This window comes from Pontibacter ramchanderi (assembly GCF_002846395.1).
GTDB lineage: Bacteria > Bacteroidota > Bacteroidia > Cytophagales > Hymenobacteraceae > Pontibacter > Pontibacter ramchanderi.
This window is the reverse complement of record NZ_PJMU01000002.1, coordinates 352,346-370,253: the sequence shown is the minus strand read 5'-3', so window position 1 is coordinate 370,253 and position 17,908 is coordinate 352,346. Positions and strand designations below refer to the sequence as shown.

At 51.9% G+C, this 17,908-nt stretch carries 11 protein-coding genes; 4 read left to right on the top strand and 7 right to left on the bottom strand.

The window, feature by feature from the left end; all coding sequences use genetic code 11:
* Positions 1-53: 53 nt before the first annotated feature.
* Positions 54-3,677 (bottom strand): DNA polymerase III subunit alpha, encoded by a 3,624-nt coding sequence (gene dnaE, locus BD749_RS08400; protein ID WP_101443956.1) that lies wholly within the window; start codon positions 3,675-3,677, stop codon positions 54-56.
* Positions 3,678-3,966: 289 nt separating this feature from the next.
* Between dnaE and BD749_RS08395 the strand changes: the two genes are divergently transcribed.
* Entirely contained in the window at positions 3,967-5,295 is a 1,329-nt protein-coding gene (locus tag BD749_RS08395) for an MFS transporter (RefSeq protein ID WP_101443955.1), read from the top strand.
* 248 nt (positions 5,296-5,543) lie between these two features.
* On the opposite strand, the gene BD749_RS08390 is transcribed toward BD749_RS08395, so the two are convergent.
* The 4 genes from BD749_RS08390 to BD749_RS08375 form a co-directional block, all read right to left on the bottom strand.
* Complete coding sequence (locus tag BD749_RS08390; protein ID WP_101443954.1) at positions 5,544-8,099, bottom strand: LysM peptidoglycan-binding domain-containing protein; 2,556 nt, start codon at positions 8,097-8,099, stop codon at positions 5,544-5,546.
* Positions 8,100-8,435: 336 nt separating this feature from the next.
* On the bottom strand, positions 8,436-9,080 hold the full coding sequence (locus BD749_RS08385; protein WP_101443953.1) for an O-methyltransferase: 645 nt from the start codon (positions 9,078-9,080) through the stop codon (positions 8,436-8,438).
* 107 nt (positions 9,081-9,187) lie between these two features.
* Entirely contained in the window at positions 9,188-10,420 is a 1,233-nt protein-coding gene (locus BD749_RS08380) for a M16 family metallopeptidase (RefSeq protein ID WP_101443952.1), read from the bottom strand.
* 66 nt (positions 10,421-10,486) lie between these two features.
* On the bottom strand, positions 10,487-11,239 hold the full coding sequence (locus BD749_RS08375; RefSeq protein ID WP_101443951.1) for a hypothetical protein: 753 nt from the start codon (positions 11,237-11,239) through the stop codon (positions 10,487-10,489).
* Between the two features lie 162 nt (positions 11,240-11,401).
* On the opposite strand from BD749_RS08375, the gene BD749_RS08370 reads away from it, so the two are divergent.
* The 3 genes from BD749_RS08370 to BD749_RS08360 all read left to right on the top strand — a co-directional run bounded on the left by BD749_RS08370 (position 11,402) and on the right by BD749_RS08360 (position 15,720).
* The gene (locus BD749_RS08370) at positions 11,402-12,400 is read left to right on the top strand and encodes a glycosyltransferase family 9 protein (protein WP_101443950.1); all 999 of its coding nucleotides are present in this window, start codon (positions 11,402-11,404) and stop codon (positions 12,398-12,400) included.
* Between the two features lie 186 nt (positions 12,401-12,586).
* A complete protein-coding gene (locus BD749_RS08365; protein WP_101443949.1) occupies positions 12,587-13,879 on the top strand; it encodes an aminopeptidase P N-terminal domain-containing protein in 1,293 nt (430 codons plus the stop codon).
* A 386-nt stretch (positions 13,880-14,265) separates the two neighbouring features.
* Positions 14,266-15,720 carry an OmpA family protein gene (locus BD749_RS08360; protein ID WP_180336352.1) on the top strand — a complete coding sequence of 485 codons (1,455 nt, stop codon included), beginning with the start codon at positions 14,266-14,268 and terminating at the stop codon, positions 15,718-15,720.
* Between the two features lie 477 nt (positions 15,721-16,197).
* Here BD749_RS08360 and BD749_RS08355 read toward each other — a convergent pair whose 3' ends face one another.
* Both BD749_RS08355 and pyrR read right to left on the bottom strand, forming a co-directional pair.
* On the bottom strand, positions 16,198-17,121 hold the full coding sequence (locus BD749_RS08355; protein ID WP_101443947.1) for an aspartate carbamoyltransferase catalytic subunit: 924 nt from the start codon (positions 17,119-17,121) through the stop codon (positions 16,198-16,200).
* Positions 17,122-17,128: 7 nt separating this feature from the next.
* A complete protein-coding gene (gene pyrR, locus BD749_RS08350; protein ID WP_101443946.1) occupies positions 17,129-17,677 on the bottom strand; it encodes a bifunctional pyr operon transcriptional regulator/uracil phosphoribosyltransferase PyrR in 549 nt (182 codons plus the stop codon).
* Positions 17,678-17,908: the final 231 nt, after the last annotated feature.

Genomic DNA, 17,908 nt, shown 5'->3' with positions numbered 1-17,908 from the left:
CTGAAGAGACAGAAACATACATCTTCAAATCTCCCCATCTCCACATTTGCTAATCAAAGAAGCTTACACTCACCCAAGCCCAAATCCTTGATCTGGCCTAAAAACACTTTCGGGTCAACACGGTACTTGCGGGAGTAAGTCGGAAGCACCAGCTTTTCGTCTGGCACATGCAGGGTAATCTCCAGCCGCTTCTGGCCCGGGCTGGTCATGATGGCCTCTTCCAGGGCTTCAGCTACATTAGGGGTAAGCAATTGTAAGTTCACGTTCAGCTGTACACCCTGCGCCATTTTGTCCATCACGTCGCCGAGCAGCTGGATATTGGTAGGCTTGAGCTCCCACTGGTCTTCGGTTTTATAGCGCAGCTGCACCTTGCCCCGGATGAACAGGTATAGCCCTTGGCGCAGATAGGGCTGGAACTTCATGTAGTCCTCCCCGAACAGCGCCATTTGCAGGGTGGTGTCATAGTCTTCGATCGAGAACAGCGCAAAGGGGTTACCGTTCTTGGCCGTGCGAATCACCACTTCCGATACCATACCTGCCACGTTAATGTCTTTGTTCTTGTGGTTGGAAATATCGGCCAGGGCGGAGGTACAGTAGGAGTCGATCTCCATCTTGAACTGGTCGAGCGGGTGGCCTGAGATGTAGAAACCTACCACTTCTTTCTCACGGCGCAGCATTTCGGCCTGCGTCCATACCTGTACCTCGGGTATCTTCGGTAGCGGAGAGGCCACTGCGGCACTGCCCCCGAACAGCGACTGTTGTGCCGCCTGTTGCTCGGCCTGGTAGTTGTTACCGTAACGAACCGCCTTCTCCAGCAAACTGATGTTCTCGCCTTCCGGCACTTCCATCAGCTGGGCGCGGTGGTACAGTCCCCACGAGTCGAAGGCTCCGGCCAAAGCCATGCTTTCGAAGGTCTTCTTGTTCACGGCGCGCAGGTTAATGCGCTTCGCGAAATCGAAAATGTCCTGGTAAGGGCCGTTCTTCTCTCTTTCCGAAATGATTGCGTCTACGGCAGCCTCACCAGTACCTTTGATAGCGGCCAGACCGAAACGGATCTGCCCTTGCTCGTTCACATTGAACTTGAGCAACGATTCGTTCACGTCCGGACCCAACACAGCCACACCTTGTTTGCGGGCTTCTTCAATAAAGAACGTCACCTTTTTGATGTCGTTCATGTTGTTGGTGAGCACTGCCGCCATGTACTCGGCAGGGTAGTGGGCCTTGAGGTAACCAGTCTGGTAGGCTACCACGGAGTAAGCGGCGGAGTGGGAGCGGTTGAAGCCGTACTGGGCGAACTTCTCCATCACGTCGAACACCTCCGAAGCTTTCTTAGCCGGGATCTTGTGCATTTCTGCAGCGCCGGCAATGAACTTCTCTCGTTCCTCGGCCATCTTCTTCATGTCCTTCTTACCCATGGCGCGGCGCAGCAAGTCGGCGCCACCGAGTGAGTAACCGGCCAGGATCTGGGCCGTCTGCATGATCTGCTCCTGGTATACCATGATCCCGTACGAGTAATTTAGGATCGGCTCCAGCAGCTCGTGCGGGTATTCTACTTCCTCTTTGCCGTGCTTGCGGTTGATGAAGTTCGGAATGAACTGCATCGGGCCCGGACGGTAAAGGGCGTTCATGGCGATCAGGTCTTCGATGTTGGTCGGCTGTAGGTCCTTGAGGTACATGCGCATACCTTCCGACTCGAACTGGAACGTGCCGATCGTGTCGCCGCGCTGGTAGAGTTCGTAGGTTTTCTCGTCGTCTATCGGAATGTTGTCGATGTCGATCTCTACGCCATGGTTTTTCTTGATAAGCTCCATCGCGTCTTTGATGATGGTCAGGGTCTTCAGACCCAGAAAGTCCATCTTCAGCATACCGGCACTCTCGATCACCTTGCCATCGAACTGCGTTACAAGCAGGTCCGCGTCTTTCGAAGTCGAAACAGGGATGTAGTTCGTGATGTCGTCCGGAGCAATAATTACGCCCGCAGCGTGTATACCTGTGTTGCGCACCGAGCCTTCCAGCTTTTCGGCCAGCTTGAGCACTGCAGCACGGGCGTCCTCTCCTTCGCGTATAGCGGCCAGTTCCAGGTTTTCCATAAAGGCCTTGGCCAGCGTGGTACCTGGTGTTTCCGGTACCATCTTGGCCAGTTCGTTGGCTTCGGAAAGCGGTAGCGAAGTGGCGCGGGCCACGTCTTTGATGGACGATTTGGCCGCCATGGTACCAAAGGTAATAATCTGGGCTACCTGCGTTTTGCCATACTTGTCCACCACATAGTCGATCACGCGCTGGCGGTTTACGTCATCAAAGTCGATGTCAATATCGGGCATCGATACACGTTCCGGGTTCAGGAATCGTTCGAATAGGAGGTTATACCTGATCGGGTCGATATTGGTGATACCGATACAGTAAGCGACCGCCGATCCGGCAGCTGAACCACGGCCCGGCCCCACGAACACACCCATGTCACGGCCACGGTTAATGAAGTCCTGCACGATCAAAAAGTAACCGGCAAAGCCCATGGTCTTGATTACGTGCAGCTCAAAGTCGAGGCGCTCAGTCACTTCCGGTGTAATTTCGGAGTAGCGCTTTTTGGCACCTTCGTAGGTCAGGTGACGCAGTAAATCGTCGGCATCGGCATGTTCCGGAGGTATAGGGAAGTTCGGTAGCAGGATGTCGCGCTTCAGCTTCGGTGGCGTGATCTTGTCAACAATCTCGTTGGTATTGTCCACGGCTTCCGGCACGTCCTTGAACAGTTCGTTCATTTCGGCCTGCGTCTTAAAGTAGAACTGGTCGTTTGGGAAACCAAAACGTGTCTTCGGACCAGCTTCGTCGATGCGCTGCAGCATCTGGCGCACGTTCATGTGGTTGCTATACTTGCTGCGCACGTTCTCCACCGTGTCGTAGATCACCTTCTGGTCATCGCTCAGGAAGCGGTAGTACTTCGTGGCAAAATCGCCCACCGGGGTACTCTGGTCTTCGCCGGTGTTCACGCACAGCAGGATGTCGTGCGCGTTCCAGTCTTCCTGGTCCACGTAGTGGGAGTCGTTGGTGCAGATCACCTTCACATTATACTTTTTCGCCCACTTCAGCAGCACCTGGTTGATATCTTCCTGGCTTTTGCCGGTGCCGTCAATGTTCATGAGGCCGTGGCGCTGAATCTCGATGTAGTAGTCTTCACCGAACACATCGAGCCACCACTTGAATATCTCTTCGGCTTCTTCTTCGCTTTTCCACAGGATCGCCTGCGGTACCTCTGCGCCAATGCAGCAGCTAGTCGCGATCAGGCCTTTGCTATACTGGAGCAGCAGCTCTTTGTCGATGCGCGGCCACTTGCTGTACATCCCCTCGATGTAGGACATGGAGCAGAGCTTGGCCAGGTTCTGGTAGCCTTCCTGGTCTTTGGCGAGCAGCAGCTGGTGGTAGCGGTTGTCTTTCTGCTCTTTGCTGAAGGTTTTCTGATGACGGTCGGCCACCAGGTAAAACTCACAGCCCACGATCGGCTTCACGTTATACTTGTTTGCCTCGTTCACAAAGTTGAAGGCGGCGAACATGTTGCCGTGGTCGGTCATGGCAACGGCGGGCATGCCATCGGCCTGCGCCTTTTTCATGAGCGCACTGATACTGGCCTGACCGTCGAGCAGCGAGTACTGGGTATGGGTGTGTAAATGAGAGAAAACTGGCAAAACTATATTGAATTAGTAATGACGAATGATTAATTAATAATGACACGCAGGTATGCTATCTCCTATACCAGGCGGCATTTTCGGGATGTTAAAATTACGGAAAATCGGGCGGCTGCCCAAAAGAAATACCGCCCCGGGCTAAAACAAAAAACAGAAGGTATTCATCCCTTTTGTAAGCAGTAAATTGATTGCGACCGTTCTTAAATAAAGCGTATAATTACAACCTGAAAAGCAAGCCCCACCGTAAGATAAAGCCTGTGCCCAGACAGGTATAGCAAGAAGGAACAGCATGGCAGAAACAGAAGATTCAGGAAAGATAGGGGGAATGTTCCGGGCGTTGCGCTCGCGCAATTACCGGATATTTTTCATGGGGCAGGGTGTTTCGCTGATCGGTACCTGGATGCAGCAGATCGCCATCAGCTGGCTGGTCTACCGCCTTACGGATTCGGTGTTCCTGTTGGGAGCCGTTACGTTTGCCAACCAGATTCCTTCCTTTTTGCTGGGCCCTTTTGCCGGCGTGCTGGCCGATAAGTTCAATCGCCACCATGTGCTCCTGGTTACACAATTCCTGTCGATGCTGCAGGCAGGTACCCTGGCTACGCTGGTGCTAACGGGCACGGTGCAGGTATGGCACGTGATGACGCTGATGGTGGTGCTCGGCACCATCAACGCCTTCGATGTGGCTACCCGACAGGCCTTTGTAGTGCAATTGGTAGACAAGCGTGAGGATGTTAGTAATGCCATTGCGCTCAACTCCTCGATGTTCAACATGGCTCGTCTGGTCGGTCCTTCGGTGGCGGGTGTGCTGATTGCCTGGGTAGGGGAGGGTGTCTGCATCCTGATCAATGCGGTGAGCTACCTGGCAGTGCTGGCCTCACTCCTGACGCTGCGGCTCAATCCCTTTGTGCGGGAAAAACGACAGGAAAATATGTGGAGCTCTCTCAGGCAGGGTTTTACCTATGCTTTCGGCTTTCCACCCATCCGTACGCTTATTTTAATTGTTGGCCTGATCAGCTTATTTGGTATGCCCTTTAGCGTGATGCTGCCGGTGTTTGCCCGCGACATACTGCATGGCGGTGCGAACACGCTCGGCTACCTGATGGGTGCCTCCGGACTGGGGGCTTTGTCGGGTGCTCTGTTTTTGGCCCAGCGAAAGTCGGTGCTCGGTCTTGGCAAGGTGATCGTGTTTACGATGGCGCTGTTTGGCACGGCCCTGATTGCCTTCTCCTTCTCTACGATTCTATGGCTCTCACTGGTGCTGATGCTGTTCACCGGCTTTGGCATGATCGTGACGATGGCATCGTGCAACACGCTGCTGCAAACGCTGGTGGACGATGACAAGCGGGGGCGCGTGATGAGTTTGTATGCGACTGCCTTTATGGGTATGGCCCCGCTGGGCAGCATTCTGGCAAGCTCAGTGGCCGAGCAGATCGGGGTAGCCTATACCTTACTGGGTTGCGGATTCCTCTGTGCCGTCAGCGTCATTCCGTTTGCCTGGAACCTGAAGCGCCTTCGCCTGATGGTGCAGCCCATCTACGAGCGCCTGGGTATTCTTCCCGAAATCGCCACCGGGCTTCGCACCGCCACGAAACTGACTGCTCCTCCGGGGAAAAGGTAAGTAGCACAGCAGCTTGACAAAGGACTGTTTGACAAAAGATTCTTAAGTCATTTTTTTATAAAGAGCCATTTGAGTTAATCTGGAATGATGGGAGTAGGGAAACCGCTCTGTGTCAACATTGGTTTTGGTGCGATAATAATCTGTAATATTATAAAATAAGAAGCGCCGGCTTGAATTGCCGGCACTTCTTATTAATGTAGGTATGGTCTTTTGTCAAACAATCCTTTGTCAGGGCATACCTGTAAATATTACTTCTTCCGGATCATCAGCTTGTCGCCAGGCTTCACATTGAAGTCCGATTTGTTGTTCCACTCCATGATGTCTTTGATGGTAACGCCATACTTGCGGGAAATCTGATAGAGACTCTCACCCGATACCACTGTGTGCTGGGTGCTGGTGCCTTTGAAATCTTCAGCAGGAGCTTCCTCCAGGTCCTCGTTGTTCACTTCCTGACCGGCCGGCGCACTTACACGCAGCTCCTGACCAATGGAAAGAGCGGTGCTGCGCAGGTTATTCCAGGCTTTCAGCTCATTTACTGTCACGTTGTACTTGCGCGACAGTAGGTATAGCGACTCTCCGGCTGCTACGGTGTGCACTTCGGTTTTTTCGGCTGAAGCAGGTGTTGCAGTTTCGGAGGTGCGGTCGGCTTCCGAAGGCAGCGTTTGTGGCTCTGCAATAATGAGCTCCTGGCCAATCTTGATCGGTGCATCCCCGAGGTTGTTCCAGGTCGTGATGTCGTTTACGGTTACGGCATACAGCCTGGAGATACCCCAAAGTGACTCGCCCTGCTTCACAATGTGGCGCGCAGGTTTGGCAGTTGGAGCCGAGTTTTCCTGAGCGACTGTACTGGCCTGCGGTGTTTTAGCCGCTGCCGGTTTAGTAGGTGCTGCTTTCGCAGGTGCAGTCTTAGTGACAGCAGGTTTAATGACAGCGCGCTCTGTGGCAACAGTTTCCACTGTTTTCGCCTCTTCAAACACCTCAGCTGTTTCTTCCTCCTCGCCTCCAGAGAAGCCCACAAACACGTCTTCGCTCAGCCCTACGGCCCATTCGGCATTTTCCTCTTCGGTCGCTTCAACCTCGGCCTCTTCAACTATCGCTTTTTGTTGCGTGGTATCCTGCACTTGCTTGCCAGGGTATAAAGCCGTGCTTTTTTGCTTTTCAGTAACCACTGGCTTTGCTGCTTTCTGTTCTTTGACTTTTACCTCTTGCTCCGCCTGCTTCATAACAGGGGCAGGTGGCGTCTCGGTTTTCGGGGTGGCAGCCACCTTTATCGGCTCTTCTTCCAGGGCTATACCTTGTTCAGCTTCCTTGGCAGGTATGGCAGCGCTGGCCGTTTCTTCCTCCTGACTTGTTGTAGCCACCGTTTTCGTTTCTCTTTCCCCGGTTTCTGCTGGCTGGCCTTTCACTTTGTTCCAGCTCTTTTTAAAGCGAGCGAGGAAATCGTCTTGCTGGGCAGTCGGCTCTGTTGTGGTCGATTTTGCTATTGAGGTGGTTTCAGCAGCTTTTTTCTGCGCTGTAGCAGCTGGCTTCTCGGTACCTGGCGCAGGTTTCAACTCGCGCACCTCGATGGCAACTTTGGCAGGGCGGCGCTTCTGCAGCCAGAGCACACGACCCGGCACTGGTACTTCAGCACGTTTCATGCGGTTTTTAAACTGGAGATAGTCCAGCCGGATGCCATACAACTGTGCGATCTCCTGCATGGTCTCGCCGTGCTGTACCACGTGGTATTCTTTGTCAGCGTTCAGGCGTTTTGCCTCGATGTAATAGGCCTCGCCTTCCTCGAACCTGTCGAAGTCGCGCATGTCGTTAAAGCGCAGGAGTTTGCGCGTGGTAATGCCGGCCTTCAGGGCGAGTTTATCTTTGGTGTCGCCTTTGCCGGCTACAATGGCGTTCAGGTTATTTCGCTTGATGATGCTGCCAGCCGCTGGTAAAGCCGCTGTTTGGCGGGCAGGTGTGGTGCGAACCGGCTCTGTCGATGCTACAACGCCTGGCTCAGTTTTGTGCCGAACAGGTAGCATTACATAATAGTCCTTATCGGCAGGTATGGTGCTGCCCAGCAGCCACTTGTTGTATTTTTCGAGTTCGGAAGGGTCGGTTTCGTAAGCCAGGGCTATATCGGCCAGGCTTTGGCCTGGTGTGGCACGCAACTCACGCAGTGATACGGCAGGCGGTGCGCTCTTTCCGATAAAGTTGTCGTAGGCCACTTTGTGCGCCAGGAACGTCAGCAGGTAAGGGTCGGACTTCTCGGTGATGTCCATTTTCTTGCTGCCCTTGTCGGATTCTTTGGTATAGGCCTTGGCACCGGAGTAGCCATGGTAATACGATAGCAGCGCATTGAACCAGTTGTTGTAATAGTTATTGCTGCGCTTGAAATAACGGGCAGCACCACGGCTTGCTTCCACAATGTGACGGCGCTCGTCTACGATGTTGTCCATGCGCAGGTTAAAGTCCAGCGCCGCTTCCTTTTTGAATTGCCAGTAGCCCACCGCATTGGAGGTAGACACGGCATCGCCACGCAGGCCGCTTTCCTGCAGGGCCAGGTACTTGAAATCATCCGGCACGCCTTCTTCCTGAAACGTACGCTCAATCAGCGGGAAATAGGCATCAGCCAGTTCTACCTTCATCTGAAAATACTTTGGGCTACGGTGCAGGGCATCCACTTTTTTCTGGATCTCTTCCTGCGCTCTGGGCGAAATGCGCAGGTGGATGTCACCGAAATACAGGTTGTGGGGCACAGTGACAGTTTGTGCCATAGCAAGCAGTGGCAGAAGCAGTAGCAGCAGGAATGGTAACGGTTTCTTCATAAAGGTAAACAGGTAAAGTAAGCGCAGCTATCCACAAAAGAGCTACAGTATATGTTGAAACAGCTGTGGATAACTCATTCAGGTATAGAACGTTCCCTATATAGGGATACACTTGCAAAAATAACGCAAATTACCCCGCATTCTAAAACCTAGAACGAAGTTATTTTATAGAAATTTTTTACTGTGGATAAGTAAGCCCGCCGCGGATCCGGCGAATGATTGCTGACTTTACCTTAATGTCAGATAAGAAGCGCTTTTGGCTGTAGCGCTATACCTGAATGAAGATGCTATACCTGAGCGTAAATAAAAAAGGTGGTATCGCTACCACCTTTTCTTTTATTTTTTTCGGGCAACCATCAGCCCATCCCTTACAGGCAGCAAGATGTTCTCAACCCTCGGGTCGTCCTGTACTTTTTTATTGAAATCCAGTAGTGCGGCCGTGTCTTCATCGAGTTTTTTGCGGTACTTGGCCAGCACTTTGCCGCTCCACAGCACATTGTCGGCAATAATATAGCCGCCCGAGCGCACCCGGTCAATCACCATGTCATAATAAGTAGCATAGTTATACTTGTCGGCATCGATGAACACCAGATCAAAGGTAGCGTCGATGGTAGGGATGATCTCCAGCGCATTGCCAATGTAGTATTTTACGCTCTCGCTCAGACCTGCCTCTTTTATATAGCCCCGCACCGTGTCTTCGAGTTCCTCGTTGATGTCGATGGTGTGCAGCGTGCCGTCCTCTTGCAGACCCTCCGCCAGGCAAAGGGCCGAGTAGCCGGTATAGGTGCCCACTTCCAGAATCTGCTTCGGCCGGATCATGTGCGAAAACATGGAAAGCAGACGGCCCTGCAGGTGACCTGACAGCATGCGTGGCTTCATCACGTTCAGGTGCGTCTGTCGGTTTACTTTATGCAGCAGCTCCGATTCCGGCGAGGTATGGTCCTCTGCGTATTGCTGTAGTTCTTCGTCCAGGAATTCCATGTCAAGAATTGTTAATTGATGATTATTAATTGTTTATTATTGACTACTTATGTTGCGGTTTGACTGTTTGATGAACCCCAAAACAATCAACGATAAACAATCAGCAATTAATTAGGTACGTAATTCAGAAAACTTAGCTTTTCTTCGGCTAGCACATCGTTGGCAATATCGATCAGGTCCTGGGCAGTTGTGTTTTTGATTTGGTCAAAGATCTCGTTCAGGGTGTCGATGTGGCCCTGGTCGAGGATACTCTTACCCATCATCATCATCAGGCCCATGTTACTTTCTTCGGCCATGGCCAGCTGACCCATCAGCTGCTCCTTGGCGGTATGCAACTGCAACGAGCCCAATTGTTTTTCGCGCAGCTTCTTCAGCTCTTTCAGCACCAGCGAAGTAGTGCGCTTTAGTTGCTTCTTCTCTGTGCCAAAATAAATGGAAAGCAAACCCGTGTCGATGTAGGTGGCGTAGTTGGCGTCGATGGTATACACCAGGCCGTGCTTTTCGCGAACGGCCAGGTTCAGGCGCGAGTTCATGCCCGGACCACCCAGCAAATTCACTAGCATGAAGAAAGGAATGCGACGGTCGTCGTTGAGGGCATAGGCCGGACAGCCAATGACGCAGTGCGCCTGTGAGATCGGCTTCTCAAAAGTCACCGTTTTCGGGATGTAGGTCTCAAAGGCAACACGCTGACGGGGTTTGCTGATAGTCGGGATGTCAGCCAGGTACTTTTCAGCCAGTTTCAGCACTTTCTCAAAAGGCAGGTTGCTCACCGAGCAAAAAACCAAAGCTTCGGTACTCAGGTTGTCTTTGATAAAACGCTGAAAATCGTCCTTTTTGAAACCAGATACGCTCTCCTTTGTGCCCAGAATGTTGTTGCCCAGCGGGTGAGAGTCGAATACCACGTTGTCAAACTCATCCACTATTGCCTCCTCTGGTGTATCCAGGTACATGGCCATCTCCTCGAGTATCACGCCGCGCTCTTTCTCGATTTCTCTTTCAGGAAAGATGGAATGGAACGTGATATCAGTGAGTAACTCAAAGGATTTCTCAAAGTGCTTGTCGAGCACGGAGCTGTAAAAGCAAAGCTTTTCTTTGGTGGTATAAGCGTTGAGCTCGCCGCCCACCGACTCCAGCCGGTTGAGGATATGGAAAGACTTGCGCTTGGCAGTGCCTTTAAAGGCCATGTGCTCCCAGAAGTGGGCCAGGCCCAGTTGGTCGGGCTGCTCATCGCGGCTGCCCAGGTCCAGGATAAAGCCGCTGTGCGCTATTTTGGTGTGTAGTACTTGTTTGTGAACGATTCTAATACCGTTCGGCAATGTATGAATATGATAATCAAGCATTCAGTTCGCAATTAGCCTGCAAAGATACGCAAAAAGTGCCAGAATGGGCCGATTGCCTGCCGAATGTTAGCGGTCGAGGTTGCGGCCGCCCACATTGATGACGAAGCCCAGCGAAAAAACGGAATAGCCCGCTGTAAGGGCCTTGCGGTTGCGAAGCCCAAAGTTGCTGCCACTGGTGTACTGCAGCTGCACCGAAGGGCTGAGCGTCATGCGGGTATAGAAGATCGGCTCCAGGAAGATGTTGTCTTCGTTGGGTTGTTCCACCCCATTCAGCAGGTGCTTGTTCATGTTCACGTAGCTCAGGCGCAGGGCGGTGCCGTAATTGAGCGGAAACTCGTTGCCCAGCAGCCGCAGCGATTTCTTCTTTTTGGAGCTGAAGTTAACCTGCGTAAAATATTTACTAAAGCCGGCCTCACGGCGGGTAGACGTCATCACGCCTTCTTTTTCCTCCTTCTCGGTGCGGTCACTGCTGCCACCCCCAAAGCCGCCATAGATCTCCAATATCCGGTTCTGGTTTGGGCCGAATGTGGTGAAATAGCCCGCGCCCGCTTCAATCAAATTATGGCGAAAGTCGCGCTTCTTGCGTTCCTGGTTCAGCATGGAGCCGTTCAGCATTACCCCAATCTTGTCGGTAACGGCATAGGCGGTGTTAAACGTGATGTTGCCTTTTGGCGTGATATGCCCGCCTGCGCTCAGTTCGCCTTTTTCGGTGAACATGGGCACGTTCGGTACGTTGGGCATGTAAGTAGACACGCAGCCTGTAGTAAGGAATAGGAGAGCAGCTGTCAGGATTTTAGAAGAGTGTAATAGTGCTTTCATACAGGTATGCGTGGCTAAAAGAAGTGCTAAACTAACGCTCCTGCCGCTAAGAAGAAAAATTTTTTTGTTCTTTTCCGTGAAAGAGGGAGCCGGCCTATACCTGCCCCTTGTTTACTTTCAAGTCTTGCTGCATTGGCGTAGCTTTGCGGCAGCTTATACCTGATGAAAAAGATCCTGATCATACAGACTGCCTTTCTGGGCGATGTGGTGCTGGCAACGGGGCTGGTGGAGAAAATGCACGCGCACTACCCAGAGGCACAGCTCGACTTTTTGCTCCGCAAGGGCAACGAATCGCTGCTGAAGGGGCACCCGCTGCTGCGCCAGGTTTTGATCTGGAACAAGCAGGATGGTAAGTATAAAAGTCTGATGCAACTGCTCCGTCAGATACGGCAGGAGCGCTACGACCTGGTCGTGAACCTGCAGCGCTTTGGCGGCACCGGTATACTCACTGCGCTCTCCGGTGCCAGGGAGACAGTTGGCTTCGACAAAAACCCGTTTTCCCGCTTCTTCACCCGGCGCTATACCCACGACGTGAATTCCGGCACCCATGAGGTGGAGCGAAACCATTTGCTTATCGCCAGCCTAACCGATGCGCAGCCCGCCAAACCCAGGCTATACCCATCTTCAGAGGATTTTGCCAAAGTACAGCCGCTGAAGCAGCAGCCTTTTATTTGCATGGCGCCTACCTCGGTGTGGTATACCAAGCAGTACCCGTTAGAGCAATGGGTGGAGCTGCTCGATCAGCTGGATGCCAGGTACACCGTATACCTGCTTGGGGCGCCGGCCGATAAAGCCCACTGCGAGGAAATCATTGGCAAAACCAAAAACCTGCAGGTAGAAAACCTTTGCGGGCAACTGAACCTGCTGCAGTCGGCGGCCCTGATGCGCGATGCCGTGCTAAACTACGTGAACGATTCCGGGCCCATGCACCTGGCCTCCGCGCTCGACGCGCCCACTTGCGCCATTTTCTGCTCCACGGTACCGCGTTTTGGCTTCGGACCGCTGGCTGCCTTCGCTGCCGTTGTGGAAAGAACAGAGCCACTTTACTGCCGCCCCTGTGGCTTGCACGGGTATAAATCATGCCCGGAAGGTCATTTTAAATGTGCAAAAGAGATACAAACGATACAGCTGCTGGATGTGCTCGCTACCCGCACATTATAAGTGGTTTAAGGAGATGGTTATGGGCCGGTAAGGAAAGGAATAAGATAAGTTTGGGGCGCCTGTTATATTAGGTTTTTTCTATAGAAGTGTTTGCACTAAAGATAAAAGTACTACCTTTGCGGTGCAAGTTCAGCCAGACTAAAAATCGGATGGACCGCTGCACCTAGCTACTATACCTACAAAACTATGAAATACCAGCCCATCGACAAGGAGCTGTTCTGCCATAACAGGCGCAATTTTGTGCGGCAGCTCAAGCCTTGTTCTCTTGCTGTTTTTCATTCTAATGATGTGATGCCAACCAATGCGGATGGCACCATGGCGTTCCGTCAAAACAGCGACCTCTTCTATCTTTCAGGAGTAGACCAGGAGGAAAGCATTCTATTGCTTTTCCCGGACGCACGCGACGAGCGCATGAAGGAAGTGCTGTTTGTGCGCGAGTCGAACGAGCATATTCTGGTATGGGAAGGGTATAAACTTACCAAAGAGCAGGCGCGCGAAACCTCAGGTATAGCCACGGTTCTGTGGCTGAAAGATTTTAAGCAGGTCTTCAACAGCCTGATGGCTGAGGCCGAGCACGTATACCTGAACACCAACGAGCACCTGCGCGCCGTGGTGGAGGTAGAAACCCGCGATGCCCGCTTCATTAAATGGTGCCAGGAGGTATACCCGCTGCACCGCTACGAGCGCAGTGCGCCCATCATGCACCACCTGCGTGCCATCAAATCCGAAAAAGAAATAGAGCTTCTTCGCAGAGCGTGCGATATCACCGAGTTGGGTTTCCGCAGACTGTTGCAATTCATTCAGCCTGGCGTGATGGAGTACGAAGTGGAGGCGGAGCTTTGCCACGAATTTATACGCAACCGCTCGCGCGGACCGGCCTACAGCCCGATCATTGCCTCTGGAGCAAATGCCTGCATTCTGCACTACACCGACAATAGCCGCGAGTGCAAGGACGGCGACCTGCTGCTGCTGGATGTTGGGGCAGAATACGCGAACTACGCTGCCGACATGACCCGCACCGTGCCCGTGAATGGCAAGTTTACCAAGCGCCAGCGCGAGGTATACGAGGCGGTGCTGCGCGTGATGAAAGCCGCTACGCAGATGCTGGTGCCTGGGAACTCACTCGACCAGTACCATAAGTTTGTGGGCACCGTGATGGAGAACGAACTGATCGGACTTGGCTTGCTCGACGCAGGTGATGTACGCAACCAGGACCCGGACAACCCGCTATACAAGAAATACTTTATGCACGGCACCTCGCACCATTTGGGCCTCGATGTGCACGATGTAGGCAGCAAATACCGCTCTTTTGAGGAAGGAATGGTGTTTACCTGCGAGCCGGGTATCTATATAAGAGAAGAAGGTATAGGCGTGCGGTTGGAGAACGATATTCTGGTGACGCGCAGCGGACCGATAGATCTGATGAAGAATATTCCGCTGGAGGCAGATGATATTGAGAGGCTGATGCAAAAACGCTAAGCGCGTGCATAGCAAGGGTTTACATATAACTACTTGCAGCCTTTTTTATTGTATTTACGTTAAAAAACAGATGCTTTGCATTAAATAATGTTGAGCACACAACCCACGATTCGTAAAACGGGTTGAACCATAGTGATGCCAATTTGCGAGAAGCAGGTAAAGCAGTGCAAATGGCGCATCTGAGTAGATTTAGGATTTAAGCTGTCAAGGCCATTTTATTATACATTAACAAAATGCTTTTGCTTATGGATAAAACCTACAACAATGCAACGACTACCCGCCTAACGTATCGAAATATACGTTCTGTCTGTTTTTTTATAGAAATATAAAAAAACTTACGTGAAAATATGTACGTATTGTCATATCAAAATATACTTTTTAAAATTATGCGAAAAACTCTGACTAAATTATTTACAACTGCTTTTGCTCTTGTATTCCTGCTGTCTGCCAACACAGCTGTGCTTGCGCAAAACGCTGACCAACGGACAAACCTCCAGATCTATGGAAGTGCGCTCCAATATAAAGGTGATTTGGGTAATAACTGGTGGAAAGACAAAATGGGCTGGGGAGGCGGCGTATCGCTGAACCAATACCTGAGCCCGTCTTTCGACGCTGGCCTGCACCTGAGCTACGGCAACTCTGAGTTCAGCAGATTTGGTTCCTCTATGGATTCCAAAATCGGCATGGCCCTGGTTGGACTGAGACTGAAAATGTATGGCAACATCTTGAAAGAGGATGCCTTTATCGGCCCATACCTGTCAGTAGGTGGCGGTGCTCACTTCGTAAGACCAGAGGGTGTTTCTCCAACAGGTGCTTATGACGAAAACTTTGTGGCAGGTGCTGTGTTTGGCGGTGCCGGTATCCGTTTCAGATTCTCTGACAACGTGAGCCTGTTCATTGAGTCTAGAGCTCACTTCACAAGCAACGACAAGTACGACAACATCGAGTCGAACATCAACGACCGCTTCCTGCAGCACAACATCGGCCTTGGCTTTAACCTGGGTAAAGGCAAAGACACTGACGCTGACGGTGTTCCGGATAGAAGAGACAAGTGCCCAGACACTCCAACTGGCGTGCAGGTTGACAAAGACGGTTGCCCAATCGACACAGACGGTGACGGCGTTCCGGATTATCAGGACGAGTGCCCAACTGAGGCTGGCGTAGCGAACCTGGGTGGTTGCCCTGACCGCGACGGTGATGGTGTAGCTGACAAAGACGACCAGTGCCCTGACGAGCCAGGTACTGCTGCCACTCAAGGTTGCCCAGATAGCGACGGTGACGGCGTAGCTGACAAAGACGACAAGTGCCCTGACACACCACGCGGTGTACAAGTAGGTGCCGATGGTTGCCCAGTTGACTCTGACGGCGACGGTGTTCCGGATAACGAAGACCTTTGCCCTAACTCTGCTGGTACTGCCGAAACAAAAGGTTGCCCTGAGCTGGATGCCCGTACGAAGAAACTGATCGAAGAGAAAGTTCGCTTTGAGTTTGACCAGGCTCGCGTACAGGACGGTTACCGTCAGCTGCTTGACAGCATCGTGGTAGCTCTTGAGAAATACCCTGACCACGTACTGTTGATCAAAGGTCACGCTGACCACATTGGTTCAGAAGAGTACAACCAGGCACTGTCTGAGCAAAGAGCACAAGCTGTGAAGGATTACCTGATCCAGCGTGGTGTTCAAAACCCTGACCGTTTGGTGACAAGAGGTTACGGCGAGACGCAGCCACTTGTACAGGTGAATACAAGACTTTCTAAAGCCAGAACTGCTGCAGCCCGTGCTCAGAACCGACGTGTCGGATTCGAGATGAACACGCCGGATATGCAACTGAATCTGGAGTAACATTCCCTAACCGATAAGGTTAAATGCTAAAAGGCCCCGCAGAGCAATCTGCGGGGCCTTTTTGTTTGTCGGAATCATGATTTCAAGAACTAAATATTGACAGTATTTTCATACACGATTGTCATAAATACAAGGCTGATTCACTCTATCTCTTTTGTCATCCTGTAAGGATTCTGGTAGCGAGTAGCATAAGCTTAACCTCCCGGGGGTATGGGCCCTCTTTCTTTTCATCAAGTAAAAAAGTAAGGCCCGCCCGGCCAGGGCAAAAAGCCAGCTACGCAGCAGCATTGTTGCTATACCTGCATCAGAGGCTGCTACAAAGCCCGCTAAATCTATACCTATGCCCGGGCCAGAGGCTTGTCTATACCTAGTCACGAGCGCGCGCTCGCGCTATAGACATAGACTATCATAAGCAAGCAGCTGACGATGCATTAGCGTATCCGCTATACCTGCAACCTTTACCAAAACGATAAATATTTACTGCTTCGAAGCGAGCAGGTATAGCACCGCCATACGAATCGCAACACCATTCTCTACCTGATTGAGGATAATAGAGTGATGGGAGTCGGCGGCGTCGGAGCTTAGTTCCACACCACGGTTGATCGGGCCGGGGTGCATGAGCACGATCTGCTTGTCAAGGCTGTCGAGCATCTTCTTGTCGATGCCATAGTAGAGGGTATACTCGCGAAGGGATGGGAAATACTTCATTTGCTGGCGCTCGAGCTGTATGCGCAGCACGTTGGCTACATCGCACCATTCCAGGGCTTTGCGCACATCCAACTCCACTTTCACACCCAACTCTTTGATGTACTTCGGCAGCAGCGTAACAGGGCCGCATACCATGACCTCAGCGCCGAGCTTTTGCAGTGCGAAAATGTTGGATAGCGCCACACGGGAGTGCAGAATATCCCCAATGATCACGACTTTCTTGCCCGCTACATCACCAAGTTTCTCGCGGATGGAAAAAGAATCTAGAAGGGCTTGGGTAGGGTGCTCGTGCGTACCGTCGCCGGCGTTTACGATGTTGGCATCGATGTGACGGCTCAGGAAGTGGGGGGCTCCCGGGCTGGAGTGGCGCATCACGATCATGTCCACTTTCATGGCCAGGATGTTGTTCACCGTGTCGAGCAGCGTTTCGCCTTTCTTCACGGAGCTGCCGCTGGAAGAGAAATTGATCACATCGGCAGAAAGCCTTTTCTCGGCCAGTTCAAAGGAAAGTCGGGTACGGGTGGAATTCTCGAAGAAAACGTTGGCAATGGTGATGTCACGCAGCGAGGGCACTTTCTTGATGGGCCGGTTCAGAACATCTTTAAAGTTATCAGCGGTCTCGAAAATGAGTTGAATGTCTTCTGCTGTAATGTCTTTGATGCCGAGTAGATGCCGGACGCTGAGCTCTTGCATGGGTGCTTTATTCTTCGATTTTGGTCACTAACCAGATGTTGTCTTCTTGAGTATCGGATCCTTGCCACTCCACCAGCACGCGCTGCGATTGCAGCGAGTTGACACGCCGTCCCACATAGGTAGGCTCTATAGGCAGATGGCGGCTGTAGAGGCGGTCTATGAGCACCAGCAGTTCTACATTAGCCGGTCGCCCAAAAGAGATCATGGCATCCATGGCGGCCCTCACCGAGCGACCGGTATAGAGCACGTCATCTGCTAAGATCACTTTTTTGCCTTCGATCAAAAAATCGATGTGTGTGGCGTTGGCGGCCAGCGGCGTTTCCCTTCTCCTGAAATCGTCGCGGTGGAAGGTGGTGTCGAGGTAGCCGGTTGGAACGGTGGTGCCCAAAATAGCTTTCAGTGTGCTTTGGATGCGCTGTGCCACCTGGCGGCCACGGGGCTGCAAACCAATGATGACAGAATCAGAAAAGTCGCCATGGTTCTCGATGAGCTGGTGGCAAAGGCGCATCACCATGATCTCGAGCAACTGGTGGTTAACGATGAGTCTTTTCTGCATGGCCTGGGGGTCTTGGTTGCAAATATAGGATGTTCGGTTGAATTGTTAAATTGTTGGGTGGTTGAATTGCTAAATTGTTGGTTGTTATTGTTGAGTAGCTAAATGGTTGAATTGGTGAATGTATTTTTCTGAAGCAGATAGAAGACAACTTCAAGAAGGTATAGCGAAGGACGCATAACGCTGAAGAATAGGTATTGCCGCAACTCAGCTAGTGAGCCCTAACAATCAACA